This is a genomic window from Azospira sp. I13, assembly GCF_003112695.1.
GTDB lineage: Bacteria > Pseudomonadota > Gammaproteobacteria > Burkholderiales > Rhodocyclaceae > Azospira.
In genome coordinates, this window is the sequence record NZ_BFBP01000010.1 from 247,997 (window position 1) to 274,212 (window position 26,216).

General features: G+C 60.7%; 36 protein-coding genes. 4 read left to right on the forward strand and 32 right to left on the reverse strand.

Translation table 11 applies throughout. The features are described 5' to 3' along the window. Positions 1 to 4: 4 nt before the first annotated feature. The 3 genes from AZSI13_RS09880 to AZSI13_RS09890 form a co-directional block, all read right to left on the reverse strand. Positions 5 to 1,303, reverse strand: coding sequence for an acetyl-CoA C-acetyltransferase (locus AZSI13_RS09880; protein WP_109041000.1), 1,299 nt, complete (start codon positions 1,301 to 1,303; stop codon positions 5 to 7). Positions 1,304 to 1,406: 103 nt separating this feature from the next. Beyond that, a complete protein-coding gene (locus AZSI13_RS09885; RefSeq protein ID WP_109041001.1) occupies positions 1,407 to 3,743 on the reverse strand; it encodes an acyl-CoA dehydrogenase in 2,337 nt (778 codons plus the stop codon). A 100-nt stretch (positions 3,744 to 3,843) separates the two neighbouring features. Further along, the gene (locus AZSI13_RS09890; protein WP_109041002.1) at positions 3,844 to 4,554 is read right to left on the reverse strand and encodes a TetR/AcrR family transcriptional regulator; all 711 of its coding nucleotides are present in this window, start codon (positions 4,552 to 4,554) and stop codon (positions 3,844 to 3,846) included. 150 nt (positions 4,555 to 4,704) lie between these two features. Between AZSI13_RS09890 and AZSI13_RS09895 the strand changes: the two genes are divergently transcribed. The 4 genes from AZSI13_RS09895 to AZSI13_RS09910 all read left to right on the forward strand — a co-directional run bounded on the left by AZSI13_RS09895 (position 4,705) and on the right by AZSI13_RS09910 (position 11,795). Beyond that, positions 4,705 to 6,534, forward strand: a complete 1,830-nt coding sequence (locus tag AZSI13_RS09895; RefSeq protein WP_109041003.1) for an ABC transporter ATP-binding protein/permease — start codon at positions 4,705 to 4,707, stop codon at positions 6,532 to 6,534. A gap of 82 nt (positions 6,535 to 6,616) precedes the next feature. Then, on the forward strand, positions 6,617 to 9,325 hold the full coding sequence (locus AZSI13_RS09900; RefSeq protein ID WP_109041004.1) for a CHASE domain-containing protein: 2,709 nt from the start codon (positions 6,617 to 6,619) through the stop codon (positions 9,323 to 9,325). Next, the gene (locus AZSI13_RS09905) at positions 9,322 to 10,215 is read left to right on the forward strand and encodes a response regulator (protein WP_109041005.1); all 894 of its coding nucleotides are present in this window, start codon (positions 9,322 to 9,324) and stop codon (positions 10,213 to 10,215) included. The genes AZSI13_RS09900 and AZSI13_RS09905 overlap by 4 nt, the downstream gene beginning before the upstream one ends. Then, positions 10,212 to 11,795, forward strand: a complete 1,584-nt coding sequence (locus AZSI13_RS09910) for a SpoIIE family protein phosphatase (RefSeq protein ID WP_109041006.1) — start codon at positions 10,212 to 10,214, stop codon at positions 11,793 to 11,795. Before AZSI13_RS09905 ends, AZSI13_RS09910 begins: the two co-directional genes overlap by 4 nt. A 133-nt stretch (positions 11,796 to 11,928) precedes the next feature. On the opposite strand, the gene rplQ is transcribed toward AZSI13_RS09910, so the two are convergent. The 29 genes from rplQ to AZSI13_RS10055 all read right to left on the reverse strand — a co-directional run. Continuing rightward, positions 11,929 to 12,330, reverse strand: coding sequence for a 50S ribosomal protein L17 (rplQ, locus tag AZSI13_RS09915; RefSeq protein WP_109041007.1), 402 nt, complete (start codon positions 12,328 to 12,330; stop codon positions 11,929 to 11,931). A 28-nt stretch (positions 12,331 to 12,358) separates the two neighbouring features. Beyond that, complete coding sequence (gene rpoA / locus AZSI13_RS09920; RefSeq protein WP_109041008.1) at positions 12,359 to 13,333, reverse strand: DNA-directed RNA polymerase subunit alpha; 975 nt, start codon at positions 13,331 to 13,333, stop codon at positions 12,359 to 12,361. Positions 13,334 to 13,370: 37 nt separating this feature from the next. Then, the gene (gene rpsD, locus AZSI13_RS09925) at positions 13,371 to 14,000 is read right to left on the reverse strand and encodes a 30S ribosomal protein S4 (protein WP_109041009.1); all 630 of its coding nucleotides are present in this window, start codon (positions 13,998 to 14,000) and stop codon (positions 13,371 to 13,373) included. 10 nt (positions 14,001 to 14,010) lie between these two features. Beyond that, complete coding sequence (gene rpsK, locus AZSI13_RS09930; RefSeq protein WP_014235455.1) at positions 14,011 to 14,400, reverse strand: 30S ribosomal protein S11; 390 nt, start codon at positions 14,398 to 14,400, stop codon at positions 14,011 to 14,013. 11 nt (positions 14,401 to 14,411) lie between these two features. Further along, the gene (gene rpsM, locus AZSI13_RS09935) at positions 14,412 to 14,774 is read right to left on the reverse strand and encodes a 30S ribosomal protein S13 (RefSeq protein ID WP_109041010.1); all 363 of its coding nucleotides are present in this window, start codon (positions 14,772 to 14,774) and stop codon (positions 14,412 to 14,414) included. A gap of 98 nt (positions 14,775 to 14,872) precedes the next feature. After that, positions 14,873 to 14,986 (reverse strand): 50S ribosomal protein L36, encoded by a 114-nt coding sequence (gene rpmJ, locus AZSI13_RS09940; protein WP_109041011.1) that lies wholly within the window; start codon positions 14,984 to 14,986, stop codon positions 14,873 to 14,875. Positions 14,987 to 15,313: 327 nt separating this feature from the next. Continuing rightward, positions 15,314 to 16,639 carry a preprotein translocase subunit SecY gene (secY, locus tag AZSI13_RS09945; RefSeq protein ID WP_109041012.1) on the reverse strand — a complete coding sequence of 442 codons (1,326 nt, stop codon included), beginning with the start codon at positions 16,637 to 16,639 and terminating at the stop codon, positions 15,314 to 15,316. A 41-nt stretch (positions 16,640 to 16,680) separates the two neighbouring features. Further along, a complete protein-coding gene (gene rplO / locus AZSI13_RS09950) occupies positions 16,681 to 17,115 on the reverse strand; it encodes a 50S ribosomal protein L15 (protein ID WP_109041013.1) in 435 nt (144 codons plus the stop codon). Position 17,116: 1 nt separating this feature from the next. Next, a complete protein-coding gene (gene rpmD, locus AZSI13_RS09955) occupies positions 17,117 to 17,299 on the reverse strand; it encodes a 50S ribosomal protein L30 (protein WP_109041014.1) in 183 nt (60 codons plus the stop codon). 3 nt (positions 17,300 to 17,302) lie between these two features. Continuing rightward, positions 17,303 to 17,827 (reverse strand): 30S ribosomal protein S5, encoded by a 525-nt coding sequence (gene rpsE / locus AZSI13_RS09960; protein ID WP_109041015.1) that lies wholly within the window; start codon positions 17,825 to 17,827, stop codon positions 17,303 to 17,305. Between the two features lie 29 nt (positions 17,828 to 17,856). Further along, positions 17,857 to 18,210 (reverse strand): 50S ribosomal protein L18, encoded by a 354-nt coding sequence (gene rplR / locus AZSI13_RS09965; protein WP_109041042.1) that lies wholly within the window; start codon positions 18,208 to 18,210, stop codon positions 17,857 to 17,859. Positions 18,211 to 18,222: 12 nt separating this feature from the next. Next, positions 18,223 to 18,753, reverse strand: coding sequence for a 50S ribosomal protein L6 (rplF, locus tag AZSI13_RS09970; RefSeq protein ID WP_109041016.1), 531 nt, complete (start codon positions 18,751 to 18,753; stop codon positions 18,223 to 18,225). 9 nt (positions 18,754 to 18,762) lie between these two features. Then, positions 18,763 to 19,158 carry a 30S ribosomal protein S8 gene (rpsH, locus tag AZSI13_RS09975; RefSeq protein WP_109041017.1) on the reverse strand — a complete coding sequence of 132 codons (396 nt, stop codon included), beginning with the start codon at positions 19,156 to 19,158 and terminating at the stop codon, positions 18,763 to 18,765. A 16-nt stretch (positions 19,159 to 19,174) separates the two neighbouring features. Next, entirely contained in the window at positions 19,175 to 19,480 is a 306-nt protein-coding gene (gene rpsN, locus AZSI13_RS09980) for a 30S ribosomal protein S14 (protein ID WP_109041018.1), read from the reverse strand. A gap of 7 nt (positions 19,481 to 19,487) precedes the next feature. After that, positions 19,488 to 20,027: a 50S ribosomal protein L5 gene (gene rplE / locus AZSI13_RS09985; RefSeq protein ID WP_109041019.1), complete on the reverse strand. Its 540-nt coding sequence runs from the start codon at positions 20,025 to 20,027 to the stop codon at positions 19,488 to 19,490. Between the two features lie 9 nt (positions 20,028 to 20,036). Continuing rightward, positions 20,037 to 20,357: a 50S ribosomal protein L24 gene (rplX, locus tag AZSI13_RS09990; RefSeq protein ID WP_268807525.1), complete on the reverse strand. Its 321-nt coding sequence runs from the start codon at positions 20,355 to 20,357 to the stop codon at positions 20,037 to 20,039. 6 nt (positions 20,358 to 20,363) lie between these two features. Then, on the reverse strand, positions 20,364 to 20,732 hold the full coding sequence (gene rplN, locus AZSI13_RS09995) for a 50S ribosomal protein L14 (protein ID WP_109041021.1): 369 nt from the start codon (positions 20,730 to 20,732) through the stop codon (positions 20,364 to 20,366). A 169-nt stretch (positions 20,733 to 20,901) separates the two neighbouring features. Next, a complete protein-coding gene (gene rpsQ, locus AZSI13_RS10000) occupies positions 20,902 to 21,168 on the reverse strand; it encodes a 30S ribosomal protein S17 (protein WP_109041022.1) in 267 nt (88 codons plus the stop codon). Next, the gene (rpmC, locus tag AZSI13_RS10005; RefSeq protein ID WP_109041023.1) at positions 21,165 to 21,359 is read right to left on the reverse strand and encodes a 50S ribosomal protein L29; all 195 of its coding nucleotides are present in this window, start codon (positions 21,357 to 21,359) and stop codon (positions 21,165 to 21,167) included. The genes rpsQ and rpmC overlap by 4 nt, the downstream gene beginning before the upstream one ends. 3 nt (positions 21,360 to 21,362) lie before the next feature. Beyond that, positions 21,363 to 21,776 carry a 50S ribosomal protein L16 gene (rplP, locus tag AZSI13_RS10010; protein ID WP_109041024.1) on the reverse strand — a complete coding sequence of 138 codons (414 nt, stop codon included), beginning with the start codon at positions 21,774 to 21,776 and terminating at the stop codon, positions 21,363 to 21,365. Then, positions 21,763 to 22,599: a 30S ribosomal protein S3 gene (rpsC, locus tag AZSI13_RS10015; protein ID WP_109041025.1), complete on the reverse strand. Its 837-nt coding sequence runs from the start codon at positions 22,597 to 22,599 to the stop codon at positions 21,763 to 21,765. Before rpsC ends, rplP begins: the two co-directional genes overlap by 14 nt. Positions 22,600 to 22,608: 9 nt before the next feature. Then, positions 22,609 to 22,938 carry a 50S ribosomal protein L22 gene (rplV, locus tag AZSI13_RS10020; RefSeq protein WP_014235474.1) on the reverse strand — a complete coding sequence of 110 codons (330 nt, stop codon included), beginning with the start codon at positions 22,936 to 22,938 and terminating at the stop codon, positions 22,609 to 22,611. 9 nt (positions 22,939 to 22,947) lie between these two features. Further along, entirely contained in the window at positions 22,948 to 23,223 is a 276-nt protein-coding gene (gene rpsS, locus AZSI13_RS10025) for a 30S ribosomal protein S19 (protein WP_109041026.1), read from the reverse strand. A gap of 13 nt (positions 23,224 to 23,236) precedes the next feature. Beyond that, the gene (rplB, locus tag AZSI13_RS10030; RefSeq protein WP_109041027.1) at positions 23,237 to 24,064 is read right to left on the reverse strand and encodes a 50S ribosomal protein L2; all 828 of its coding nucleotides are present in this window, start codon (positions 24,062 to 24,064) and stop codon (positions 23,237 to 23,239) included. Between the two features lie 6 nt (positions 24,065 to 24,070). Next, positions 24,071 to 24,367, reverse strand: coding sequence for a 50S ribosomal protein L23 (gene rplW / locus AZSI13_RS10035; protein WP_109041028.1), 297 nt, complete (start codon positions 24,365 to 24,367; stop codon positions 24,071 to 24,073). Further along, positions 24,364 to 24,984 carry a 50S ribosomal protein L4 gene (gene rplD, locus AZSI13_RS10040; RefSeq protein WP_109041043.1) on the reverse strand — a complete coding sequence of 207 codons (621 nt, stop codon included), beginning with the start codon at positions 24,982 to 24,984 and terminating at the stop codon, positions 24,364 to 24,366. The genes rplW and rplD overlap by 4 nt, the downstream gene beginning before the upstream one ends. Before the next feature lie 9 nt (positions 24,985 to 24,993). Further along, positions 24,994 to 25,632 (reverse strand): 50S ribosomal protein L3, encoded by a 639-nt coding sequence (rplC, locus tag AZSI13_RS10045; protein WP_109041029.1) that lies wholly within the window; start codon positions 25,630 to 25,632, stop codon positions 24,994 to 24,996. A 108-nt stretch (positions 25,633 to 25,740) separates the two neighbouring features. Continuing rightward, entirely contained in the window at positions 25,741 to 26,052 is a 312-nt protein-coding gene (rpsJ, locus tag AZSI13_RS10050; protein WP_014235480.1) for a 30S ribosomal protein S10, read from the reverse strand. Positions 26,053 to 26,108: 56 nt separating this feature from the next. Further along, a partial coding sequence (locus AZSI13_RS10055) for an elongation factor Tu (protein ID WP_080495549.1) occupies positions 26,109 to 26,216 on the reverse strand: 108 nt, incomplete at its 5' end.

A 26,216-nucleotide genomic window follows, 5' to 3' on the forward strand; every position in this document is an offset into this window, starting at 1 on the left:
GGCCTCAGCAGGTTTCCACCAGCATGGCGCCACCCTGGCCGCCGCCGATGCAGATGCTGGCCACGCCGCGCTTGCCGCCCCGGGCCTTGAGGGCATGCAACAGGTGCAGCACGATGCGGGCACCGGAGGCCCCCACCGGGTGGCCCTGGGCCACGGCCCCGCCATCCACGTTGAGCCTGTCCTGATCCAGACTGCCCAGGGCGCCGGGCAAGCCCAGCTCCTCGCGGCAGTAGGACTCATCTTCCCAGGCCTTGAGGCAGCCCAGCACCTGGGCGGCAAAGGCCTCGTTGATTTCCATCAGGTCCACATCGTTGAGGCCCAAGCCGTGGCGCTGCAGGATGGGGGTCACCGCATGGACCGGCCCGAGGCCCATCTGGGAAGGATCGAGGCCGGCCCATTGGGCGTCCACGATGCGGCCCAGGGGCTGCAGGTTCCAGCGCTTGACGGCGCTTTCGGAAGCCAGCAGCAGCCAGGCGCCGCCGTCGGTGATCTGGGAACTGTTGGCGGGGGTGACCCGGCCGTATTTCTTGTCGAAGAAGGGCTTGAGCTTCTTCATGCCATCCATGCTGGCGTCGGCCCGCACGCCGTCGTCTTCCGCATAGACGGTGCCGTCGTTGCCCACCAGGGGCACGATCTCGCCGAAAGCCTGGGCGGCCCGGGCAGCCATGACGCGCTGGTGGGAGCGCACAGAGAAGGCATCCATCTCTTCCCGGCTGATGCCGAAGCGCCAGGCCAGGTTTTCTGCCGTCTGACCCATGAGCAGGCCCACCACCGGGTCGGTGAGCCCCTTCATCAGGCCGATCACCGGGTTGAGCAGTACGCTGGGGCGCAGCTTGAGGAAGTGCCCGGCCTTCTGGCCCAGGGTCTTCATCTGCATCATGCCGGCGAACCACAGCACCATGGCGTCGTTGTACAGCAGGGGCGCCCGGGATAAAGCATCGACGCCACCGGCCAGGACCAGCTCGGAACGGCCGGACTGGATGTTGGCCATGGCCGAATCCAGGGCCTGCATGCCGGAGGCGCAGTTGCGCATCACCGTCCAGCCCGTCACCTTGTTGCCACAGCCCAGGCGCAGGGCGGCGACGCGGCCGATATTCACCTCGTCCGGGCTGGGGCTGGCACAGCCCAGTACCACCTCGTCCAGATCGTCGGGCGCGAAAGGTTGCCGGGCGAGCAAGGCCCGCCCGGCCTGCACCGCCAGATCCGCCGCCGAGAAAGGCCCGGGGCCATTCTTCGCCTTGAGGAACGGGGTGCGCGCTCCATCCACCACATAGACCGGCTCAAACGCTTGCTGCTGGGCCATGTCTGTTCTCCTTTGGTTTTGTCTGTTGCTGTTTCTGCTTGTTGTTGTCCCGGGGTCTTCCCCAACGGGGCGCCCCGGGATCGGGTGTTGCAGTTGCGTTGTTTCAGGCGGCCTTGCGGACATCCGGCTTGTTGAGGGCCGAGGCGACGCCGAAGTCCGGGGCAAAGTCATCGACGCGAATGACGATGTCACGCAGTTCGTTGCGGCGCTTGATCACGGCGTATTCCGCCGCCGTCAGCACGCCGGCCTCCATGGCGGCCTGGGCCACGTCCCGCACGTTGGCGAGGGGGTTGCCGTCGAACTTGCCGGTCTTTTCCGCTTCCCGGATCTTGGCCTCGATGGGCTCGGCCTCCAGGGTGGCGGCCAGGGCCAGCTCGATGGCGCCAACGGCGTCATCCTCGGTCTTGGCGACGAAGCAGCCGCTGGTGAGGCGCTCCCGGGTGGCATTGGGGGAGATCAGGGCCTTGGCGACCTGATGACCCACATCATCGGAGGGCACCACATAGGGGTGGCCGTAGGGGAAGATGACCTTCTTCAGGCACCAGGCGACGAAACGGTTGGGGTAGTTGGCCAGCACCCCGTCGAAAGCCTGCTGGGCCTGGTACATGGCATCCCAGATGGACCAGTGCATGAGGGGCGCATCGGCCTGCTGGCGACCTTCAGCCTCGTAGCGCTTCAAGGTGGCGGAGATCAGGTACATCTGGGCCAGAATGTCGCCGAGACGGGCGGAGAGCTTTTCCTTGCGCTTCAGACCGCCGCCCAGGACCAGCATGGAGACGTCGGAGAGGAAGGCGAAGGCAGAGGAGAAGCGGGTCAGCTGCTGGTAGTAGCGCCGGGTTTCGGGCGCTACGTCGGCACCGACGGAGACGAAATGGGAACCGGTGAGGCCCATCAGCAGGGCACGGATGCCGTTGCCGACGGAGAAGCCCATGTGGCCAAACAGCGCCTTGTCGAAGCCCACCAGGTCATTCTTCTGGGCGGCCTGCATCTCCGCCAGGACGAAGGGATGGCAGCGGATGGCGCCCTGGCCGAAGATGATCAGGCTGCGGGTGAGGATGTTGGCGCCTTCCACAGTGATGCCGATGGGGATCTGCTGATAGGCGCGCCCAAGGAAGTTGGAGGGGCCGAGACAGATGCCCTTGCCGCCGATGACGTCCATGCCGTCATTGACCACTTTGCGGGCCCGTTCGGTGACGTGGTACTTGGCGATGGCGGAAACCACGGAGGGCTTTTCGCCGAGATCGACGGCGCCGGCAGTCATCACCCGGGCGGCATCCATCATGTAGGTATAGGCGCCGATGCGGGTGAGGGCCTCTTCCACGCCTTCGAACTTGCCCACGGCCATCTTGAACTGGCTGCGGACCCGGGCGTAGGCGCCGACGGCACGGGCGGTGAGCTTGGCCATGCCGGTGTTGGAGGACGGCAGGGAGATGGAGCGGCCGGCAGCCAGGCACTCCATCAGCATGCGCCAGCCCTGGCCGGCCATGGCCGGGCCGCCGATGATGAACTCCAGGGGCATGAACACTTCCTTGCCCCGGGTCGGACCGTTGTGGAACGCGGCATTCAGCGGGAAGTGGCGGTTGCCGATTTCCACACCCGGGTGGTCGTTGGGCACCAGGGCGCAGGTAATGCCGATATCCTTCTTGCTGCCCAGCAGGCCCTGGGGGTCAAAAAGACGGAAGGCCAGGCCGAGCACGGTGCATACCGGGCCTAGGGTGATGTAGCGCTTATCCCAGGTGACCTTCATGCCCAGCACTTCCTTGCCTTGCCACATGCCCTTGCAGACCACGCCGTAGTCGGGGATGGAGGCGGCATCGGAACCAGCCCAGGGGCTGGTGAGGGCGAAGGCGGGTACGTCGATACCCTTGGCGAGGCGCGGCAGGTAATGGTTCTTCTGAGCCTCGGTGCCGTAGTGCAGCAGCAGCTCGGCCGGGCCGAGGGAGTTAGGCACCATGACGGACACGGCCAGGGCGGAGGAGCGGGTGGACAGCTTGGTCACCACCTGGGAATGGGCATAGGCGGAAAACTCCAGGCCGCCGTACTTCTTCGGGATGATCATGCCGAGGAAGCCCTTGTCCTTGATGTACTGCCAGACGTCGGGCGGCAGGTCATACAGCTCGTGGGAGACCTTCCAGTCGTCGGTCATGGCGCAGGCCTGATCGACTTCGTTGTCCATGAAGGCCTGCTCTTCGGCCGTCAGCTTGGGCTGGGGGTAGGCCATGAGCTTCTGCCAGTCGGGCTTGCCGCGGAACAGCTCGCCTTCCCACCAGACGCTGCCGGCTTCCAGCGCTTCCCGCTCCGTATCGGACATCTGGGGCAGGATGCGTTTGTAAATGGAAAAAAGAGGCCGGCTGATCAGGGCCCGACGCAGGGGGCGGACGCTGACCAGCACGGCTAACGTCAAGAGTGTTGCCACACTCAACAGAGGGATGATGCTCATGGATGCTGTCTCCTTTTATGGTCTCTTGGCCAATCTTCTGTCGGCTCTTCGAGTTGTTATCCGGTAGGTGCTGTTCGTTGCTACGGACTGGCTTACTGATTTACTTCGAGGGTGGTTCTACAAACTGGGGCAGCTGGGCACGCAAGCCACCGAGCAGGAAGGTCATGAGGCGAGGCAGCAGCTTGTCCAGCCCCTCTTCCGCTTCCTGGGGCTCGATACCCCAGTCGGTGACGATGCGCAGGGCGTCCGTGCCGGCAATGGCGTAGGAGGTGGCCCCCAGCATGAAATGGAAGCGCCAGACGATTTCCGCCTTGGGCACATCCGGCAGGGCCTTGAACAGGGCCTGCTTGTAACGATCGACCACGGCGGCGTATTCCTCAGCGAAGAAGGCGCGGATAAAGCCGGAGGGCTCGGTCATGGTGCGGCCAATGAGGCGCAGGAAGGTGCGCCCGCCCAGTTCTTCATGTTCGGCCATGCGGATCAGGGTGCCGAAGAAGGCATCGACGATCAGGGACGGCTTGATGGGCTTGCCGGCGGCTTCCGTTTCCAGTTCGTCGAGAATGCGCAGGCGCTCCTGGTTGAGCCAGGTGAGGCGACGGCGAAACACTTCCTGAATCAGCTGTTCCTTGGAACCGAAGTGGTAATTGACGGCCGCCAGGTTCACCCCGGCGGCGCCGGTAATCATGCGCATGGAGGTGCCTTCGAACCCGTTCTCGGTGAACAGGTGTTCGGCAGCATCGAGAATGCGTTCCCGGGTATCGTCGCTGCTCTTGGCATCGACGGGGGGCAAAGGGGTGGCGGCCTGGCTCATGGTGGATCACATCAAATTCAAACGAGTGTTTGAATCATATGTTTAAATAATTTCCCGTGCAAGGGGGTGATGCAAAAAGTTTTGCCAAGCGCCCCGACCAGGGGGAAGTCCCGGGGAAATTGCCTGATCCAGCCTGCTAAAATCTGGCCCATGCGCCGCTCCCGATCCCACGACCTGCCTCGCCCTGCCGGCGAGGTCCATGCCTGGCCTACCCTCCTGGCCCTCTTCCCCTATCTGTGGCAGTACAAATGGCGCGTCGGCGCCGCCCTGATCTCCCTGGTCAGCGCCAAGCTGGCCAGTGTCGCCGTGCCCCTGGTGTTCAAGGACATGATCGACAGCCTGTCGGTACAGAACATGGCCCTGGCACTGCCAGCCCTGCTGCTCCTGCTGTATGGCGGCCTGCGCTTTGCCACCGCCCTGTTCACCGAATTGCGGGAGATGTTCTTCGCCCGGGTGACACAGCGGGCGGTACGGCGCATTGCCCTGGAGGTCTTCCGCCACCTGCACTCCCTCTCCCTGCGCTTTCATCTGGACCGGCAAACGGGCGGCGTCTCCCGGGATATCGAGCGCGGCACCCGTTCCATCTCCAGCCTGATCAACTACACCCTCTACTCCATTCTGCCCACCCTGGTGGAGCTGGCCCTGGTACTGGGCATCCTGCTCAGCCAGTACGACTGGGTCTTCGCCGCCATCACCGCCGCTTCCCTGGTGACCTACATCGTGTTCACGGTGAAGGTCAGCAACTGGCGCATCAACATCCGCCGGGCGGTGAACGAGAGCGACTCGGCGGCCAACTCCCGGGCTATCGACAGCCTGCTCAACTACGAGACGGTGAAGTACTTCAATAATGAAGCCTACGAAGCCAAACGCTACGACACCCAACTGGAGCAATGGGAAAACGCCGCCACCCGCAGCCAGATCACCCTCTCCCTACTCAACCTGGGCCAGCAGGCCATCATCGCCACCGGCGTCACCCTGATGATGTGGCGCGCCACCGCCGGCGTGGTGGCAGGCACCATGACCATCGGTGACCTGGTGCTGGTCAATGCCTTCCTCATCCAGCTGTACATGCCCCTCAACTTCCTCGGGGTGGTGTACCGGGAAATCCGCCAGGCCCTCACCGACATCGAGCGCATGTTCGGGCTCCTCAACGAAAACCGGGAGGTGGCCGACGCCCCTGGCGCCATCGCCCTGCCCCACGGGCCGGCCGAAGTGCGTTTCGAGGCGGTGGACTTCGCCTACGACCAGGCCCGCCCCATCCTGCACGAGGTTTCCTTCACCATTCCCGCCGGCCACACCCTGGCCGTGGTGGGCCATTCCGGCGCCGGCAAATCCACCCTTTCCCGCCTGCTCTACCGCTTCTACGACGTTACCGGCGGCGCCATCCGCATCAACGGGATGGATCTGCGCCAGGTCACTCAGGACAGCTTGCGCAGTGCCATCGGCATCGTGCCCCAGGACACGGTGCTGTTCAACGACACCCTCATCTACAACATTCAATACGGCCGCCCCGGCGCCAGCCGGGAAGAAGCCATGGCCGCGGCCCGGGCTGCGCAGCTGGAAGCCTTCGTCGAATCCCTGCCGGAGAAGTGGGAAAGCCGTGTGGGCGAACGGGGCCTCAAGCTCTCCGGCGGCGAGAAGCAGCGGGTAGCCATCGCCCGGGCCCTGCTGAAAAACCCGCCCATCCTGATTTTCGACGAAGCCACCTCGGCCCTCGATTCGAAGACCGAAAAGGCCATTCAGGCCCAGCTGGAGCTGGCGGCCCGGGGGCGCACCACCCTGATCATCGCTCACCGGCTGTCTACAGTCATGGAGGCGGATGAGATCCTGGTACTGGACGGTGGCCGAATCATCGAGCGCGGCCGTCATGGCCCCCTGCTGGAAGCCGGCGGTGCCTATGCTCAGATGTGGGCCCTGCAACAACAGGAGGCCCTGGCCGAAGCGGGTGAAGCCGGACTGGCGACAGGGCAGGCCACTTGATGCCGCTCACCCGGCCCGCGGTTATACTCGCCCCATTGGTCCTATTGGCCCCATGAGACCCAGTGCGCCCAGCCCGACGCCGATGAGCCATCCCGCCCCTTCTGCCACGCCCGCCGCCGCCCGGGTGTTGCCGCGCCAGTCCCTGCCTCCCTACCTCACGGCCTTGGTAGTGCTGGCCGTGCCCCTGGGCATCACGCTGGGGGCCTGGTACCACCAGCGGGAGATGGAGCGCCTGGAAGCCAGCGCCATTTTCTCGCGGGAAGCCTCCCGGGTTTCCGCCGCCATCGAAGAACGCCTCAACGACTATGCCCAGCTGCTGCGCAGCGGCCAGGGCTTTCTCGCCGCCACGCCGGCGGTGGACCGGAGTGCCTGGCGCCGCTTTTCCCAGCACTTGGGGCTCGAACGCAACCTGCCCGGGCTGCACGTCTTGGGCTACGCACCGCGAATTACCGCTGAGGGCGGCGCCGCCTTCGTCCGCCGCATGCGGGAGAAGGAGGGGCAGGCCAACTACACCCTGCGCCCCTCCGGCGAGCGACCCGAATACTTCCCCATCGCCTTCATGGAGCCGGAGAACCGGGTACACACCGCCTTCGGCTTCGACCTGGCCACAGAGCCCGCACGCATGGCCGCCCTGGGGGCTGCTCGTGACAGCGGCACAGTGACCCTGTCGGGCCCCATCCAGCTGCTGGCGGATATTGCCGGGCAGAAGCGGCCTGCCCTGCTCATGGCCGCGCCCGTATATCGGGAGGATCCTCCGCCTCTCACCACGGCAGCCCGGCACCAGACACTGGAAGGCTTTGTCTATGCAGTCTTCCGGGTTGAGGATTTCATTGCCAGCCTGGGCCTGAGCGGCAAGGCCCAGATCAGCCTGCGCATCCTCGATGACTCGGCCACGGAACGACGCCCCCGGCTGCTCTACGGCCAGGATGACGGCCCGCCCCCCGCGGCCCTGCGGGAAGAACGCAGCTTCTATTTCGGTGGACGCTCCTGGCAACTCCACTTCACCGACCCGGAGAGCGGACGCAGCGACCGGGAAATGCCGGCCTCTTTGGTCATGCTCGCCTCCGGCACGGCCATCAGCTTCCTTCTTGCCTTTCTCACCCTGCATCTCGGCACCCGCAGGGCCCTGGCCGAACAGCTTGCCCACCAATTGAGCCGGGAGTGGGAGGAAACCAACGTGCGGCTGCGCAGTGTTTTCTCGGCCATGCCAGACATGATTTTCGAGCTGGATCGGGGCCGTCGCCTGCGCCACTATCACTCGCCCCGGGAGCGCGACCTGCTGACGCTGCCCGCCGACGCCCTTGGCAAGGCCCTCGGCGACATTCTGCCCTCTGGCCTGGCGGCCCAGCTGGAAGAGGCCTGCCGCCAAATCGGCCGCGGCGAAAGCCTGCAGGTTCTGGAGTTCCAGCTGCCTCGCGGCGATGGCGAAATTTGCGACTACGAGGCGCGGATCACAGCGATCGGTGAAGGTGGCTATCTGGTAGTGATCCGCAATGTCTCCGATTTCCGCCGCGCCCAGCTTGCCCTCGAAGTTGCCAACCGCAAGATGACGGCAGTTTTCGATTCGGCGACCGAGGTGTCCATCATCGCCACCGACACCGAGGGCATCATCACCGTCTTCAACCGGGGTGCCGAAAAGATGCTCGGCTACCGGGCCGAGGAAATGATTGGCCGCTCTTCCCTCAGCATGCTCCATGTACCGGAAGAGGTAACCCTGCGTGGTGAGGAGTTGAGCCGCGAGTTTGGCTGGACAGTGGCCGATTTCGACATCTTCGTCACCCTGGCCCGCCTCACCGGGGTTGAACGCCGGGAATGGACCTATCGCCGCAAGGACGGCTCCCGGCTGGCGGTGAACCTGGTGGTTACAGCAGTCTATGACGAGGCCGATAACGTGGTCGGCTTCCTCGGTGTGGCAGTGGACATCAGCGCCCTGAAACGGGCCGAGGCCGAACTGCGGCGCCACCGGGACCATCTGCAGGAATTGGTCAGCGAGCGCAGCGCCGACCTGCTGCTGGCCAAAGAGGAGGCGGATCAGGCCAACCATACCAAGTCGGAGTTCCTGGCCAACATGTCCCACGAGCTACGCACCCCCATGCACGCCATCCTCAGCTTTGCCGGACTAGGCGCCAGCCGGGCGGCCGGCGTGCCGGGGGCGGAAAAGCTGCACCACTATTTCCTGCGCATCAAGGAAAGCGGCGAGCGCCTCCTGGCCCTGGTGAATGACCTGCTCGATCTTTCCAAGCTGGAAGCCGGCAAGATGTCCTTCGACCCGCGGCCCATCAATCTGCGCCCCCTGGTGCGGGAGGCTGCGGCGGAGATGGAGTCCCTGTTGCTGGAGAAGAGCCTGCACCTGTCCATCGGCGAGGACGGGCCGGCGGAGGTCAATTGCGACCCCTTGCGTTTCGGTCAGCTGATTCGCAACCTACTCTCCAACGCCGTCAAATTCTCACCGGAAGGCGGCTCCATCCAGGTCCGATTCCAGTCTGCCTGGCTGGCCAGTGGCCGACGCACGGCCGACCAGGGCCGCCGGCCAGCGGTGGAGATGACGGTCAGCGACGAAGGCATCGGCATTCCGGTGGCCGAGCGGGAGCTGGTCTTCGACAAGTTTGCCCAAAGCAGCAAGACCAAGACCGGGGCTGGCGGTACCGGCCTGGGGCTGGCCATCTGCCGTGAAATCGCCCTGGCCCACCGGGGCACCATCGTCGCCCGCGCCAACAGCGGACCGGGCTGCTGCCTGGCCGTCACCCTACCCCTTGCCGAAACTGCCATCGTTGCGGAGGAACACGCATGAGCCACCATCTGCTGATCGTCGATGACGAACCCCTGAACCTGGAGATTCTCTCCGAGTATTTCGATGGCCAGGGCTACCGCCTGACCATGGCCGAGAGCGGAGAGGAAGCCTGGCGCCTGCTGCAACAGAACGACGCCTTCGACCTGATCCTGCTGGACCGGATGATGCCCGGCATGGACGGGGTGGAGTTACTGCGGCAGATCAAGGCCACGCCGGCCTTCAAAAAGGTGCCGGTAATCATGCAGACAGCCGCCTCGGCACCGGAGCAGGTACGGGAAGGGTTGCTGGCCGGCGCCCTCTACTATCTGACCAAGCCCTATGAGCGGGATTCGCTGCTGGCCATCGTGCGGGCCGCGCTCTCCGATGGGGAAACCCGCCAGGACCTGCAGCAGCGGCTGCGGGAACATGCCAACGCCCTCCGCCTCATGGCCAGCGCCCGCTTCACCCTCTCCACCCTCGACGAGGTCGGTTGCCTCGCCGCCTTCCTGGCCCAGGCATGCCCCCAGCCGGAAGCGGCCGTACTGGGCCTTTCCGAGTTGTTGGTGAATGCCATCGAACATGGCAACCTGGGTATTTCCTACGCAGAGAAATCGCGCCTCAAGCGCTCGGACCAATGGCAGGAAGAAATTCTGCGGCGCCTGGCCCTGCCGGAAAACCGCGACAAGGTGGTGGAGGTGGAATTCAGCCGACGGGACGATCTAGTGCGGATCTGTATCCGCGATCAGGGGGAAGGCTTCGACTGGAGCCGTTACCTCGATTTCGACCCGGCCCGGGCCTTCGACCCGAACGGCCGCGGCATCGCCATGGCCCGCCTTGGCAGCCTGAACAATCTCGAGTTTGTCGGCAACGGCAATACGGTCATCGCCACCCTGAGCGCCCTCGCGTCATGAGCCAGCCCCGCCCCCTGCATATCCTGGTGGCCGACGACTCTGCCAGTATCCGGCAAATACTCGTCACCCTGCTTAGCCGCCAGGGCCATCACGTGGTGGCGGCAGAAAATGGGGAGGAAGCCCTGCAGCGCTTCAACGAGCATCAACCGGATCTGGTCCTGCTGGACGTCGTCATGCCCTTGATGGATGGCATGGAGGTGGCGCGGCGCATCCGTGCCCAGAGTGTTGATCGCTGGATACCCATCATTTTTCTCTCGGCGCTGGATCGCCGGGAGAACCTGGTGGCCGGCCTGGAAGCCGGCGGCGACGACTTTCTTGCCAAGCCCCTGGATTTTTCCCTGCTGGACGCCCGCATCCGCTCCCTGCACAAGGCCCTTGAACTGCAGCGCCAGGCCCAGGAATCCTATCGCAAGCTGAAAGTTATTTCTGACAATGTGCTGGATGCCATCATCACCATCGATATCGAGGGCATCATCCGCTCCTGCAACGAGGTCACGGAGCGCCTGTTCGGCTGGGAAGCGGGGACGCTGCTGGGGCAGAACGTCAAGGTCCTCATGCCGGAGCCCTATCACTCACGCCACGACGAGCACATCGGCCGCTATGTGAATGGCGGGCAGCCCCACGTTATTGGCAGCCGTCGGGAGGTCCCGGCCCGGCGCAAGGAAGGGACCGTTTTCCCCATTGAGTTGGCCGTCACTGAGATCGACTTGCCTGAGCAGCGCATCTTTGTCGGCATCATCCGCGACATCACCGAGCGCAAACAGGCGGAAATGGAGCAACTGCGCAACGCCGATGCCCTGCAACGCTACTACGATCGCAGTGAAGAAGAGAACCGCCTGGCCATGCGCCTGCTCGACAAGCAGATGCTTCGCCCCGGGCTCACAGACCCGGCCGTGCATTACTGGCTGATGGCGGCCAAGGATTTCAGTGGCGACGTGGTTGCCGCTGCTAGAGCACCGGATGGCAGCCTGCTGGCCCTGCTGGCCGACGCGACGGGCCACGGTCTGACTGCGGCCATCAGTACCCTGCCCCTGCTGACGGTGTTCTACGGTACGGCCGGACGGGGCTTGCCCATGGCGATCATGCTCCAGGAAATGAACAAACACCTGAAAGCGGCCTTACCTACCGGCCATTTCGTGGCGGCGGTCGTCGTCCGAATCGACAGCGCCAATGGTGAGGGGGAAATTTGGTCTGGCGGCATGCCAACCGCCGCCATGCTGGATGAAGACGGCACAGTAGTCGGCACCTTTGCCTCCGGCCATCTGCCTCTGGGCATTCTCCCGCCCGACGCCTTCGACCCCACGACCCGGCATTTCGCCTGTGAAGCCGGCTGTCAGGTGCTCCTCTATTCGGACGGGCTGAAGGAAGCAGAGAATCCAGACGGCCAACAGTTGGGTACCGAAGGCCTGCTGGATGCGGTCAGCCAGACCAGTCCCCACAATCGCCTGACGATCCTGCAGCAGTTGCTGGACCACCACCTAAGCGGAACCGAGGCAAAAGACGACATATCAGTGATGTTGGTGGACTGCCAGGACGCCGCGCCTGCTACTGCTGTCATGGCAGCTTCCCCCGCCGATTGACTGCGGCCGATAGCGACGGAGGAGAAGCTCCGATTCAGGGGGCGCCTTAAGCAGGCCGACTGTCGATGACTCAAAATCAGATGACGAAAAAAAAGCCAGGGATTCCCTGGCTTTTCTTAAGTCGCTCTTGCGATTAGGCAGCAGCTTCTTCGGTACCTTCAACCACTTCACCACCTTCGGGGCGATCCAGCAGTTCGACAAACGCCATGGGAGCGTTGTCGCCCTGACGGAAGCCGCACTTCAGGATACGCAGGTAGCCGCCGTTGCGGTTGGCAAAACGCGGACCCAGCACGTCGAACACCTTGACGACGATCTCACGATCGCGCAGGCGGTCGAAGGCCAGACGGCGGTTAGCCAGGCTAGGCTTCTTACCCAGGGTGATGATCGGCTCTACCACGCGGCGCAGTTCCTTGGCCTTGGGCAGGGTGGTCTTGATCACTTCGTGCTTGAGCAGGGAAACGCTCATGTTGCGCAGCATGGCCAGACGGTGAGCGCTGGTCCGGTTCAGCTTGCGAAGACCGTTACGGTGACGCATTTTCTAATCCTCTCTCGTTCGGGCCGCGTTAGACTTTTTCCAGACCCGCGGGCGGCCAGTTTTCCAGCTTCATGCCCAGAGTCAGGCCACGAGCGGCCAACACTTCCTTGATTTCATTCAGCGACTTGCGACCCAGGTTAGGGGTCTTCAGCAGCTCATTTTCAGTCCGCTGAATCAGGTCACCGATGTAATAGATGTTCTCGGCCTTCAGGCAGTTGGCGGACCGCACGGTGAGTTCGAGGTCATCCACCGGGCGCAGCAGGATAGGATCCACCTGCACCGGCTTCTGGGCCTCGACCATGGGGGCCGTACCTTCCAGGTCGGCGAACACGGACAGCTGTTCCATCAGGATGCGGGCCGCAGTGCGAATCGCTTCCTCGGGCTCGATGACCCCGTTGGTTTCGATGTCCATGACCAGCTTGTCCAGGTCGGTACGCTGCTCAACGCGGGCACTTTCCACCAGATAGCTGACACGACGCACCGGGCTGAAGGATGCATCCAGCACCAGTTGACCGATGTTCTTGCTGTCGCCCAGATTACGCATGGTGCCGGGGACGTAGCCGCGGCCCTTCTCCACCCGGATCTCCATGGACAGCTTGCCGCCGGAGGAGATATGGGCGATTACGTGATCGGGATTGATGATCTCGACGTCGTGGGTGGTCTCAATATCGGAGGCGCGGACAATGCCCTCGCCATCCTTACTGAGCTTCAGCACGACTTCGTCGCGACCGTGGAGCTTGAAAACGATACCCTTCAGGTTGAGAAGGATATCTACGACATCTTCCTGCACGCCGTCGATAGTCGAGTACTCGTGCAAGACGCCGTCGATGCTCACGTCGGTCGGCGCGTAGCCGGGCATCGAAGAGAGCAGGATCCGCCGCAGGGCATTGCCCAGGGTGTGACCGTAGCCGCGTTCAAACGGCTCCATCACAACCCGGGCCTGTACCGGCGACAGGCTCTGCACATCAATGATGCGCGGTTTCAGAAGTCCAGTGCTTTGCATGTGCTGTCCTTTGCCTGTTCAGTCAGCCTGCCTGGCATTACTTCGAATACAGTTCGATGACCAGGCTTTCGTTGATGGTGGAAGGCAGTTCGGAACGGATCGGGGCGGCCTTGAAGGTACCCTTGCCATTCTTGGCGTCCACATCCAGCCACTCGGGGAAGCCGCGGGATTCAGCGGCCGCAAGGGCAGCCTTCACACGCAGGGAACCACGAGAACGCTCGGTCAGTTCGACCACATCACCGGGACGAACCAGGTAAGAGGGAATGTTGACGCGCTTGCCATTCACCAGAACGCCATTGTGACGAACGATCTGGCGGGATTCAGAGCGGGAAGCACCGAAACCCATGCGATAGGCGACGGAATCCAGACGGGATTCCAACAGTTGCAGCAGGTTTTCACCGGTCACGCCCTTGCGACGATCAGCTTCGCGATAGACGCTGCGGAACTGACCTTCGAGCACGCCATAGATACGGCGAATCTTCTGCTTTTCGCGCAGATGCACGCCGTAGTCGGACAGACGCTGGCCGGACTTCTGACCATGCTGACCAGGGGCGTAGGCGCGGCGCTCAACAGAGCACTTGTCGGTGTAGCACTTTTCGCCTTTGAGGAAGAGCTTTTCGCCCTCGCGGCGGCACTGACGGCACTTGGGATCGAGGTTACGAGCCACGAGTCACTCCTTAAATGCGACGCTTCTTCGGCGGACGGCAGCCGTTGTGCGGCACGGGCGTCACGTCGGAGATTGCGGTGATCTTCATACCCAGGGCGTTCAGAGCACGCACGGCAGATTCACGGCCGGGGCCGGGGCCCTTGATGCGTACTTCGAGGTTCTTCACGCCACACTCTTGAGCTGCCTTGCCGGCAGCCTCAGCGGCCACCTGGGCAGCAAAGGGAGTGGACTTGCGGGAACCCTTGAAGCCTGCACCGCCGGAGGTCGCCCAAGACAGCGCGTTACCTTGACGGTCGGTGATGGTGATGATGGTGTTATTGAAGGAAGCGTGGATGTGGGCAATGCCCTCGGCCACGTTCTTCTTGACCTTTTTACGGACTTTGGCAGCAGTCTTAGCCATTTCCTATCCTCTTACTTGCCCTTTTGGACAGCCTTGCGCGGTCCCTTGCGAGTACGCGCGTTGGTGCGGGTACGCTGACCACGCACGGGCAGACCCTTGCGGTGACGCAAGCCGCGGTAGCAGCCAAGGTCCATCAGACGCTTGATATTCATGGTCACTTCGCGGCGGAGGTCACCCTCAACCGTGAACTTACCCACTTCATCACGCAGGCGTTCCATCTCGGCGTCGGACAGGTCCTTCACCTTGGTCGAACGAACAACACCCGCTGCGTCACAGATTTTCTGTGCGCGGGTGCGACCAACGCCAAAAATCGCGGTTAACGCGATCTCAGCGTGTTTGTGGTTGGGAATATTTACCCCAGCGATACGGGCCATTAAGTCACCCCGGAAAAGCGAAACCGATGATTATACTGTTGAACCCTGTTTCGATTCAACCCAAATTTCAACGCAACGCCAGCTCGCGCCGGCTGTTATCAGCCCTGGCGCTGCTTGTGCCGCGGATCAGTACAGATCACGCGAACAACGCCGTTGCGACGAATGATCTTGCAATTGCGGCAAATTTTCTTTACCGATGCCAGCACTTTCATAATTAGCTCCTTGATTCAGGGCGCTTGGCGCAGCCAGCCATTTGCCCGATTACTTCTTAGCGTAGAGATTCAAAAAATCGTAATGCGGTACGGAGAACGATGCCAACCTGGATATTTCACGAGGCGGGAATTGTACCGTGACCTTGTCACTCAGCAGCAAGACGAATGTAGTTCATACCCGCTTTGCAGCAGAGATACCCGAGGACCACATGGCCTTTTCGAGTTTGACTTCAAAACTTTTATTGGAGAGGCCTTCGAAAACCTCAACCAGAATTTCAATACAGTATTACTTGCTATCCCAAGTCCCCAGCCCCTAGAGGCTGGCGCTCACTTAACTGCCGGGAAGCCACCGCCCTTGAAATTGGCTTTCTTGAGCAGGCTTTCATACTGATGGGACATCACGTAGGCCTGTACCTGGGACATGAAGTCCATGGTCACAACCACGATAATCAGCAGGGATGTGCCACCAAAGTAGAAAGGCACGTTCCACTTCAAAATCAGAAACTCGGGGAGCAGGCAGACCAGAGTGATGTAACCGGCTCCAATCAGCGTCAAGCGCATCAGAATCTTGTCAATGTAGCGGGCGGTTTGCTCACCAGGACGAATACCGGGAACAAAGGCTCCGCTCTTCTTCAGATTATCCGCCGTCTCCTTGGAGTTAAAAACCAGAGCGGTATAGAAGAAGCAGAAAAACACAATCGCAGCAGCGTACAGCATGACGTAGATTGGCTGACCAGGCGAAAGGGTCGCAGCCACATCCTTGAGCCAGCTCATGGACTCACCCGAGCCGAACCAGCCCGCGACGGTCGCCGGAAACAGAATGATCGACGAAGCAAAGATGGGAGGGATTACACCCGCCATGTTCAATTTCAGAGGCAGATGGGAACTCTGACCACCGTAAACCTTGTTGCCCACTTGACGCTTCGCATAATTCACCAGAATTTTGCGCTGACCACGTTCGACAAAGACCACAAAGGCCGTCACAACGAATACCAGAATGCTGATGACAATAGCCGTCAGGGGATGCATAGCACCGGTGCGCACCAACTCCAGGAGACCACCAATGGCGTTAGGAAGTCCGGCAGCAATACCAGCGAAAATAATGATCGAAATGCCATTACCCAAGCCCCGCTCGGTGATCTGTTCACCCAGCCACATCAGGAACATGGTGCCGGTCAGCAGGGTAGCAACAGTCGTCAGGCGGAACAGAAAGCCGGGATCAAGCACCAGACCAGGCTGAGCCTCAAGGGCAATGGCAATGCCAAGACCTTGGAACAAAGCCAGAGCAACTGTACCGTAACGAGTGTACTGGGTAATTTTACGCCGACCAGCTTCGCCTTCCTTCTTCAGGGCCTCGAGCTGGGGGCTGGCCACCGTCATCAACTGCATGATGATGGAGGCAGAAATGTAGGGCATGATACCCAAGGCAAAAATAGTGAAGCGAGACAGGGCGCCACCGGAGAACATGTTGAACATGCCCAGAATGCCGCCCTGCTGGCTTTGGAAGAGTTCGGCCAGCACGGTGGCGTCAATCCCGGGAACCGGGATATGAGCACCGATGCGATAGACGACCAAGGCACCCAACAGGAACCACAAACGACGCTTAAGATCGCCGAACTTGCCGCCTTTGCTGACTACATTATTGGTCGCCAAACCGAACTTCCTCACTACGTTGCATTAAAGCTCGTGACCGATTATTCGGCCACGGAACCGCCGGCCGCTTCGATGGCAGCCTTGGCGCCCTTGGTAGCACCCACACCCTTGAGCTGCACCTTGCGGGTGATCTCACCGGAGAGGATGACCTTGGCGGACAGCGCATTGCCGGCAACCAGACCGGACTGCTTCAGTACCAGCAGATCGATCTCGTCAACAGGCAGGCCCTGGATCTCGGACAAACGAACTTCCACATTGCGGGCATTGGTCAGAGAGACGAAGCCGCGCTTCGGCAGACGACGATGCAGAGGCATCTGACCGCCCTCAAAACCAACCTTGTGGAAGCCACCGGAACGGGACTTCTGACCCTTGTGGCCGCGGCCGCAAGTCTTGCCCAGGCCGGAGCCGATACCACGACCAACGCGCTTTTTAGCGTGCTTGGCACCCTCTGCGGGCTTGATGGTATTCAATTGCATGTTAGCCCTCGAACTTCAGCAGGTACGAAACCTTGTTGATCATGCCGCGCACGGCAGGAGTGTCCTGCAGCACGGAGGAAGAGTTCAGACGGCGCAGACCCAGGCCACGCACGGTGGCGCGGTGGTCCTGCTTGGTGCCGATCAGGCTCTTGACGAGCGTGACCTTGATAGTCTTTTCAGCCATGTCTTACCCCAGGATATCTTCGACAGACTTGCCGCGCTTGGCAGCAACTTCAGCCGGAGTACTCATCGCCAGCAGGCCGTTCAGCGTGGCGCGGACGATATTGTAAGGGTTGGTGGAACCGTGAGCCTTGGCCACGACGTTGGTAACACCCATCACCTCGAAGACGGCGCGCATGGCGCCGCCGGCGATGATGCCGGTACCGTCGGGAGCAGGCATCATCAGCACGGTGGAAGAACCATGCTTACCGACTACGGCGTGCTGCAGGGTGCCGTTCTTCAGGCTGACCTTTTCCATCTTGCGACGGGCTTCGTCCATAGCCTTCTGCACGGCAACGGGAACTTCGCGGGACTTGCCCTTGCCCATGCCCACAGCGCCATCACCATCACCCACCACGGTCAGGGCGGCGAAGCCCAGAATCCGACCGCCTTTCACCACCTTGGTGACGCGGTTGATGGAGATCATTTTTTCGCGCAGACCGTCGTCGCGCTCGTCGGCCTGCTGGGGCTTCTTGGTTTGCGGTTTTGCCATAATTAACCTCGAACTTTCCTTCAGGCCGGTCAGAACTTCAGACCGCCTTCGCGCGCCGCTTCAGCCAGGGCCTTGACACGGCCGTGGTACTGGAAGCCGGAGCGATCGAAAGCGACCTGCTCGATGCCCGCCTTTTTGGCGCGCTCGGCGATGAGTTTCCCGATAGTGGTAGCAGCATTGACGTTGCCACCATTGGACAGATCCTTGCGCACTTCGGGCTCCAGAGAGGAAGCCGCGGCAAGCACCTTGGAACCGCAGGGGGAAATAACTTGAGCGTAGATGTGGCTGTTGGTGCGATACACGCACAGACGCACGGACTTCAGCTCGGCGATTTTGGCCCGGGTTTTGCGGGCACGACGCAAGCGCGACTGTTTCTTGTCGATCATTTCGCCACCTTACTTCTTCTTGGTTTCCTTGAGCACGACTACTTCGTCGGCATAACGCACACCCTTGCCCTTATAGGGCTCGGGCTTGCGATAAGCACGGACGTCAGCCGCGACCTGCCCAACCGCCTGCTTATCCACACCCTTGATGAGGATTTCAGTCTGGGAGGGAGTTTCCACCTTGACGCCAGCAGGCATCTTGTGGGCAACCGGGTGAGAGAAGCCCAGCGTCAGATTCAGCACATCACCCTGAGCCTGAGCACGATAGCCCACGCCAACCAGGTTGAGCTTGCGCTCAAAACCCTTGGTCACGCCGGTTACCATGTTATTCAGGTTGGCACGCATGGTGCCCCACTGGGCTGCGGCACCTTCGACGCCTTCAACCGGGGAACACACCAGCTGCTGATCTTCAAGCTTGACGGACACAGCCGCATTGGACTTCAGCTTCAACACGCCAAGGGGACCCTTGACGGAGATTTCCGCGCCCAGAGTGACTTCAACACCCTGGGGCAGAGAAATCGGATTCTTACCTACACGGGACATGATCACCCCTTAAGCAACGATGCAGAGGACTTCGCCACCCACGTTCTGGGTACGAGCCTTGCGGTCGGTCATGACGCCCTTGGGGGTAGAAACAATAGCCACACCCAGACCGTTCATCACACGAGGAATATCCTGGCTGCCCTTGTAGACGCGAAGGCCGGGGCGAGAGACGCGCTCGATGCGCTCAATCACCGGACGACCGGCGTAATACTTAAGGGCAATCTCCAGAGAAGCCTTGCCTTCGACATCGCGCACAGCGAAGTCATCAATGTAGCCTTCGCCCTTAAGGACGTCGGCAATCGCCACTTTCAGCTTGGAGGAGGGCATCGTTACGGATGCCTTCTCGGCTTGCTGGGCGTTGCGGATGCGGGTCAGCATGTCCGCGATCGGATCGCTCATAGCCATCTTTTATATCTCCTGCTTACCAGCTGGCCTTGGTCATACCGGGAATCTCGCCTTTGAAGGCGGCTTCACGGAGCTTGTTGCGGCACAAGCCGAACTTGCGGAACACACCGCGAGGACGACCGGTCACCTGACAACGATTACGCAGGCGAGCGGGGCTAGAATTGCGCGGCAACGCTTGCAGCTTCAGACGAGCTTCGAAACGCTCGGCGTCGGAAAGACTCTGGTCGTCAATGACAGCCTGCAGGGCAGCACGCTTGGCAGCGTACTTTTCCACTTGGGCGCGACGCTTCTCTTCGCGATTGATGAGTGACAGTTTTGCCATTATCGCCTCAATTCTTGAAGGGGAACTTGAAGGCGGACAGGAGAGCCTTGGCTTCCTCATCGGTCTTCGCAGTCGTGGTGATGCTGATGTTCATACCCCGCAGAGCGTCGATCTTGTCGTACTCAATTTCCGGGAAAATGATCTGTTCCTTGACGCCCATGTTGTAGTTACCACGGCCATCAAAACCCTTGCCAGCAACGCCACGGAAGTCACGAACGCGAGGCAGGGACACCGTCACCAGACGATCCAGGAATTCGAACATGCGGGGACCACGCAGAGTCACCATGCAGCCGATCGGATAGCCGTCACGAATCTTGAAGCCAGCAATGGACTTGCGGGACTTGGTAACCACCGGCTTTTGGCCAGCAATCTTTTGCATGTCGCCAACGGCGTTCTCCAGAACTTTCTTGTCCTGAACGGCTTCGCCGACACCCATGTTCAGGGTGATCTTGGTGATGCGCGGCACTTCCATGATGGACTTGTAGCCGAACTGCTTGGTCAGCTCAGGCACCACGGTTGCCTTGTAGTAGTCGAAAAAACGCGCCATGACTATTCCTTAAGCCTCCAGGGTTTCGCCACTGGACTTGAACACGCGCACTTTCTTACCGTCTTCAAGAGTCTTGAAGCCAACGCGGTCAGCCTTCTGGGTGGCAGCATTAAACAGCGCCACATTGGAGATGTGAATCGGCATATCCTTGTCGGCAATACCACCCACAACACCCTTGATGGGATTAGGCTTGACGTGCTTTTTGGCACGATTCACACCCTCAACCACCACACGCTCAGCATCGACGCGGCGCAGCACGGTACCGCGCTTGCCCTTGTCCTTGCCGGCGATGACGATCACTTCGTCACCTTTGCGAATCTTTTCCATCACCGCTCCTTACAGCACTTCCGGCGCCAGGGACACGATCTTCATGAAGCGCTCGGTACGCAATTCACGCGTAACGGGCCCAAAGATACGAGTACCAATCGGCTCCAGCTTGGTATTCAGGAGCACAGCCGCGTTGTTGTCGAACTTGATCAGCGAGCCATCGGGACGACGTACGCCTTTGGCGGTACGAACCACCACGGCGTTATACACATCACCCTTCTTCACGCGACCACGGGGAGCGGCATCCTTGATGGACACCTTGATGATGTCACCAACGCCCGCATAGCGACGCTTAGAGCCGCCCAGGACCTTGATACACATCACCGAACGCGCACCGGTATTATCGGCGACGTCCAGAATCGTCTGCATCTGAATCATTTTTAACTCCAACTTTTCCCGCAACGGATCGCAGGCAGTCTTGGACCCCGAAGGGGGAAGGAACTAAAACAAGGACCCCCAGCAGGCACCAGAGACCCCAAAGAAGCGGGATAGTACAGGCTTCTATAAAAACATGCAAGCCCCTTCCGGGGCTTGCACATCATCTACTTCAAATGACGGTCGCTTTTTCAAGCAACTTGGTCACACGCCATGCCTTGCTACGGGAAATCGGACGAGTTTCTTCGATTTCCACCAGGTCGCCGGTCTTGGCTTCGTTGTTTTCGTTGTGCGCGTGATACTTCTTGGACTTGGTCACAATCTTGCCGTAAACCGGGTGCTTCACGCGACGTTCGATCAGGACGGTGACGGTCTTTTCCATCTTGTCGCTGACCACGCGACCGATCAGGGTACGCTTGATGCTGGTGGTCTCGCTCATTGCTGCACCGCCTTTTCACGCAGGAAGGTACGAACACGCGCAATATCCTTGCGCACCTTGGCCAGCTGACTGGTGTTGGCCAGTTGCTGCGTTGCAGCCTGCATACGCAGACTGAACTGGGCCTTCAGCAGTTCAACGAGTTCGACATTCAGCTCGTCGATGCTCTTCGCTCTCAAATCATTAGCTTTCATGGATTACCCCAACTGACGGGTCACGAAGGTGACGGCAAAGGGAATCTTGGCAGCAGCCAGGGCGAACGCCTCGCGAGCCAGCGCCTCATCCACACCGTCCATCTCGTACAGCACCTTGCCGGGCTGGATTTCAGCAACGTAATACTCGGGATTGCCCTTGCCGTTACCCATCCGAACTTCAGCGGGCTTCTTGGAAATGGGCTTATCCGGGAACACACGAATCCAGATGCGGCCGCCCCGCTTGATGTGACGGGTCATGGCACGACGAGCAGCTTCGATCTGACGGGAAGTCAGACGGCCACGGCCGACGGCCTTCAAACCGTATTCACCAAAGCTGACCTTGGCACCGCGGGTTGCCAGGCCGGTGTTACGGCCCTTGTGTTCCTTACGGTACTTTCTGCGATTAGGCTGCAGCATCGTTGTTACCTGCCTTTCTTACGCGCTTGGCGGGGACCTTGTCACCCTCCGCAGCCTTGGCTTCGCCTTCAGCCTTGGCCTTCACAGTACGAGTCGTCTTGGGCTTGTCAGCACCTTCGCCAGGCTTAGCGGAACGACGGGGCTTACGCTGGTCGTCGGCACCTGCCTCGGGAGTCACGACGGCCGGCTGGCCGTTCGCGGACATTTCACCCTTGAACACCCAGACCTTGATACCGATGATGCCGTAGGTAGTGCGGGCTTCGGAGGTAGCATAGTCGATGTCGGCGCGCAGGGTGTGCAGGGGCACACGGCCTTCGCGATACCATTCGGTACGGGCAATTTCGGCGCCATTCAGACGGCCGGAGCTCATGATCTTGATGCCCTGGGCACCCAGACGCATGGCGTTCTGCATGGCACGCTTCATGGCACGACGGAACATGATCCGCTTTTCCAGCTGCTGGGCGATGGAATCGCCAATCAGCTGGGCGTCCAGCTCGGGCTTGCGAATTTCTTCGATGCTGACGTGAACCGGCACACCCATGATGCGCTGCAGCTCAGCGCGCAGGTTGTCGATTTCTTCGCCCTTCTTGCCAATCACCACGCCCGGACGGGCGGAGAAGATAGTGACACGGGCATTCTTGGCGGGGCGTTCGATGAGAACGCGACCAACGGATGCGTGTGCCAGCTTCTTCTTCAGATAGTCGCGAACCCGGATGTCTTCGTTCAGCATGGTGGCGAAGTTTTGACTATTCGCGTACCAGCGGGAAGCCCAGTTACGGTTCACGCTGAGGCGGAACCCGGTAGGATTAATCTTCTGACCCATAGCTCTTCCTCAGTTCCCGACGGTGACGAAAATGTGGCAGGTCTGCTTGATGATGCGATTGCCACGACCTTTCGCCCGAGCGGTGAAGCGCTTCAGAGAAGTGCCCTGCTCGACGTGAATGGTCTTCACCTTCAATTCGTCGATATCAGCGCCGTCGTTATGCTCGGCGTTGGCAATGGCAGATTCCAGAACCTTCTTAACGATCTTTGCACCTTTTTGGGGAGCAAAGCCCAGGATGTTGAGCGCCTGGCCCACCGGCTTGCCGCGAACCAGGTCAGCCACGAGGCGACCCTTCTGAGCGGAGAGGCGGACGCCGCGCAAAATAGCACGAGTTTCCATTTGCACTCCTTACTTCTTCGCCTTCTTGCCGGCGGTATGACCCTTGAACGTGCGGGTCAGAGAAAATTCGCCAAGCTTGTGGCCAACCATGTTTTCGGTGACATACACCGGGATATGCTGCTTGCCGTTATGCACGGCAATGGTCAGACCGACGAAGTCGGGCAGCACGGTAGAACGGCGAGACCAAGTCTTGATCGGCCGCTTGTCGTTGCCGGTACGTGCGGCGTCGACTTTTTTCAGCAAATGGGCATCGACGAACGGGCCCTTTTTAATGGAACGTCCCATAGTTCTCTACCCCTTAACGCTTGTGACGACGCTGCACGATCATGGAGTTCGTGCGCTTGTTACGACGGGTGCGATAGCCCTTGGTCTTGGTGCCCCAGGGGCTGACCGGGTTCATACCAGCGGCAGTACGACCTTCACCACCACCATGGGGGTGATCGACCGGGTTCATGGCCACACCGCGAACAGTGGGACGCACACCCCGCCAACGCATCGCACCGGCCTTGCCGATGGAGCGCAGGGAGTGCTCTTCGTTGCCCACTTCACCGATGGTGGCACGACATTCGACGTGCACCCGACGGATTTCACCGGAACGCAGACGCAGCTGAGCGTAGGAACCTTCACGGGCCAGCAACTGCACGGAAGTGCCGGCGGCACGAGCCAGTTGAGCCCCCTTGCCAGGCAGCATCTCGACGCAGTGAATGGTGGTACCGACCGGAATATTACGAATCGGCAGGGTGTTACCGGACTTGATCGGCGCTTCGGAGCCGGAAATCACCTGCTGACCGACCACCATGCCCTTGGGGGCGATGATGTAACGACGCTCGCCATCGGCGTAGCACAGCAGGGCGATGTTGGCGGAACGGTTGGGGTCGTACTCGAGACGCTCGACCTTGGCCGGAATGCCATCCTTGTTGCGCTTGAAATCAACAACACGGTAGTGCTGCTTGTGACCACCGCCCTGGTGACGGGTGGTGATACGACCGTTGTTATTGCGACCGGAGCCACGAATCTGCTTTTCCAGCAGACCGGCGAACGGCTTGCCCTTGTGCAGATCAGGATTGACGACCTTGACGACGGCACGACGGCCGGCGGAAGTCGGTTTTACTTTGATCAGTGCCATGTTCTCTTACTCCCCGGCCGCGAAATTGATTTCCTGGCCCGGCTTCAGGCTGACGTAGGCCTTCTTCCAGTTCTTGCGACGACCAATGAAACGGCCGAAGCGCTTTTCCTTGCCCTTGACGTTCGCCACTTGAACGGACTCGACCTGCACCTTGAAGAGCAGTTCGACAGCAGCCTTGATTTCCGGCTTGGTCGCATCGGATGCAACCTTGAAAATCACTTGCTCGTTCTTGTCGGCGACGAAAGTAGCCTTTTCGGAGATTTGCGGTGCCAGCAGCACCTGCAGCAGACGCTCTTGGCTCATCCCAGCAGCTCCTCAAACTTGGCAACGGCACCCTTGGTCACCAGGACCTTGGGGAAGCGCACCAGGGACACGGGATCAGCTTCGCTCACATCCAGCACCAGAACATTGGGCAGATTGCGGGAAGCCAGGAACACGTTCTCATCCAGAGAATCGGTGATCACCAGCACGGACTCGTAGCCCATGCCCTTGATCTTCTGGGCGAACAGTTTGGTCTTAGGGGCCTCGACAGCAAGACTTTCCACCACGGCCAGGCGATCATCGCGAACCAGTTGGGAGAGGATGGCGGCCAGACCGGCACGGTACATCTTCTTGTTCACCTTCTGGGAGAAATTCTCCTCAGGGCTGTTCGGGAAAATCCGACCGCCTCCGCGCCACAGCGGGCTACCGTTGGAACCGGCGCGAGCGCGGCCAGTACCCTTTTGGCGCCAGGGCTTGGTGGTGGTATGCCGAACCTCGGAGCGATCCTTCTGCTTGCGGTTGGCACTACGCGCATTGGCCTGGTAGGCCACGACCACCTGATGCACCAGGGCTTCGTTATAGTCGCGACCGAACAGGGCGTCGGAAGCCTGCAGCTTGGCTGCTTCCTGACCTTTTTCGTTAATAACCTTCAGTTCCATCATGCCCCCTTAAGCCTTGACTGCCGGACGCACGATGACGTCGGAGCCCTTGGAGCCGGGAACAGCGCCCTTGACCAGCAACAGCTGGCGCTCGACGTCGACCCGAACCACTTCCAGGCACTGCACAGTGCTCTTCACAGCACCCAGGTGACCGGCCATGCGCTTACCCGGGAAAACGCGACCCGGATCCTGAGCCATACCGATGGAGCCCGGCGCATTGTGAGACACGGAGTTACCGTGGCTGGCGCGATTGGAGCTGAAGTTGTGGCGCTTGATGGCACCAGCAAAACCCTTACCCTGGGAAGTGCCGGTGATATCCACCTTCTGGCCAACGGAAAAAATAGTGACAGCGATCTGATCACCAGCCTTCAGGCCAGCGAGCTGGTCAGCAGTCACAGGAAATTCTTTGAGCACGTGCCCAGCCTCAACACCCGCCTTGGCCAGGTGACCAGCCAAGGATTTGTTGACGCGGGAGGCACGGCGCTTGCCGAAAGTCACCTGAACGGCGGCATAGCCGTCGGCTTCAGGCGTTTTGATCTGGGACACACGGTTGTTCGACACGTCCAGCACAGTCACCGGGACGGTAGCACCGTCTTCGGTAAACACGCGCGTCATGCCGACCTTGCGCCCAACAAGGCCTAGACTCATGGTTATTCTCCAAATGCCGGCTGCGATTGGCCGACAAGTAAGTCAAAATGGGCGACCCGAAAGGGGCCGCCCGCGGAAAAGCGGTGGATTATATACGCAACCAGTCGCTTATTGCAACTTGATTTCGACATCAACGCCAGCCGGCAGGTCGAGCTTCATCAGAGCGTCAACCGTCTTGTCAGTGGGATCGATGATGTCCATCAGGCGCAGATGGGTCCGGATCTCGAACTGATCGCGGGAAGTCTTGTTCACGTGCGGGGAACGCAGCACGTCGTAACGCTGAATACGGGTAGGCAGCGGCACGGGGCCACGCACCACAGCACCGGTACGCTTGGCGGTTTCGACGATTTCCTGAGCGGATTGATCGATCAGACGATAATCAAAGGCCTTCAGACGGATGCGGATTTTCTGGTTTTGCATGATATTTCCCAAAGAGCGATGGGGCCCCGGAAGCCGGGAGCCCCGAATAGAGAGAATTACTCGATGATCTTGGCAACCACACCGGCGCCGACGGTACGGCCACCTTCGCGGATAGCGAAGCGCAGACCTTCTTCCATGGCGATCGGGGCGATCAGCTTCACGGT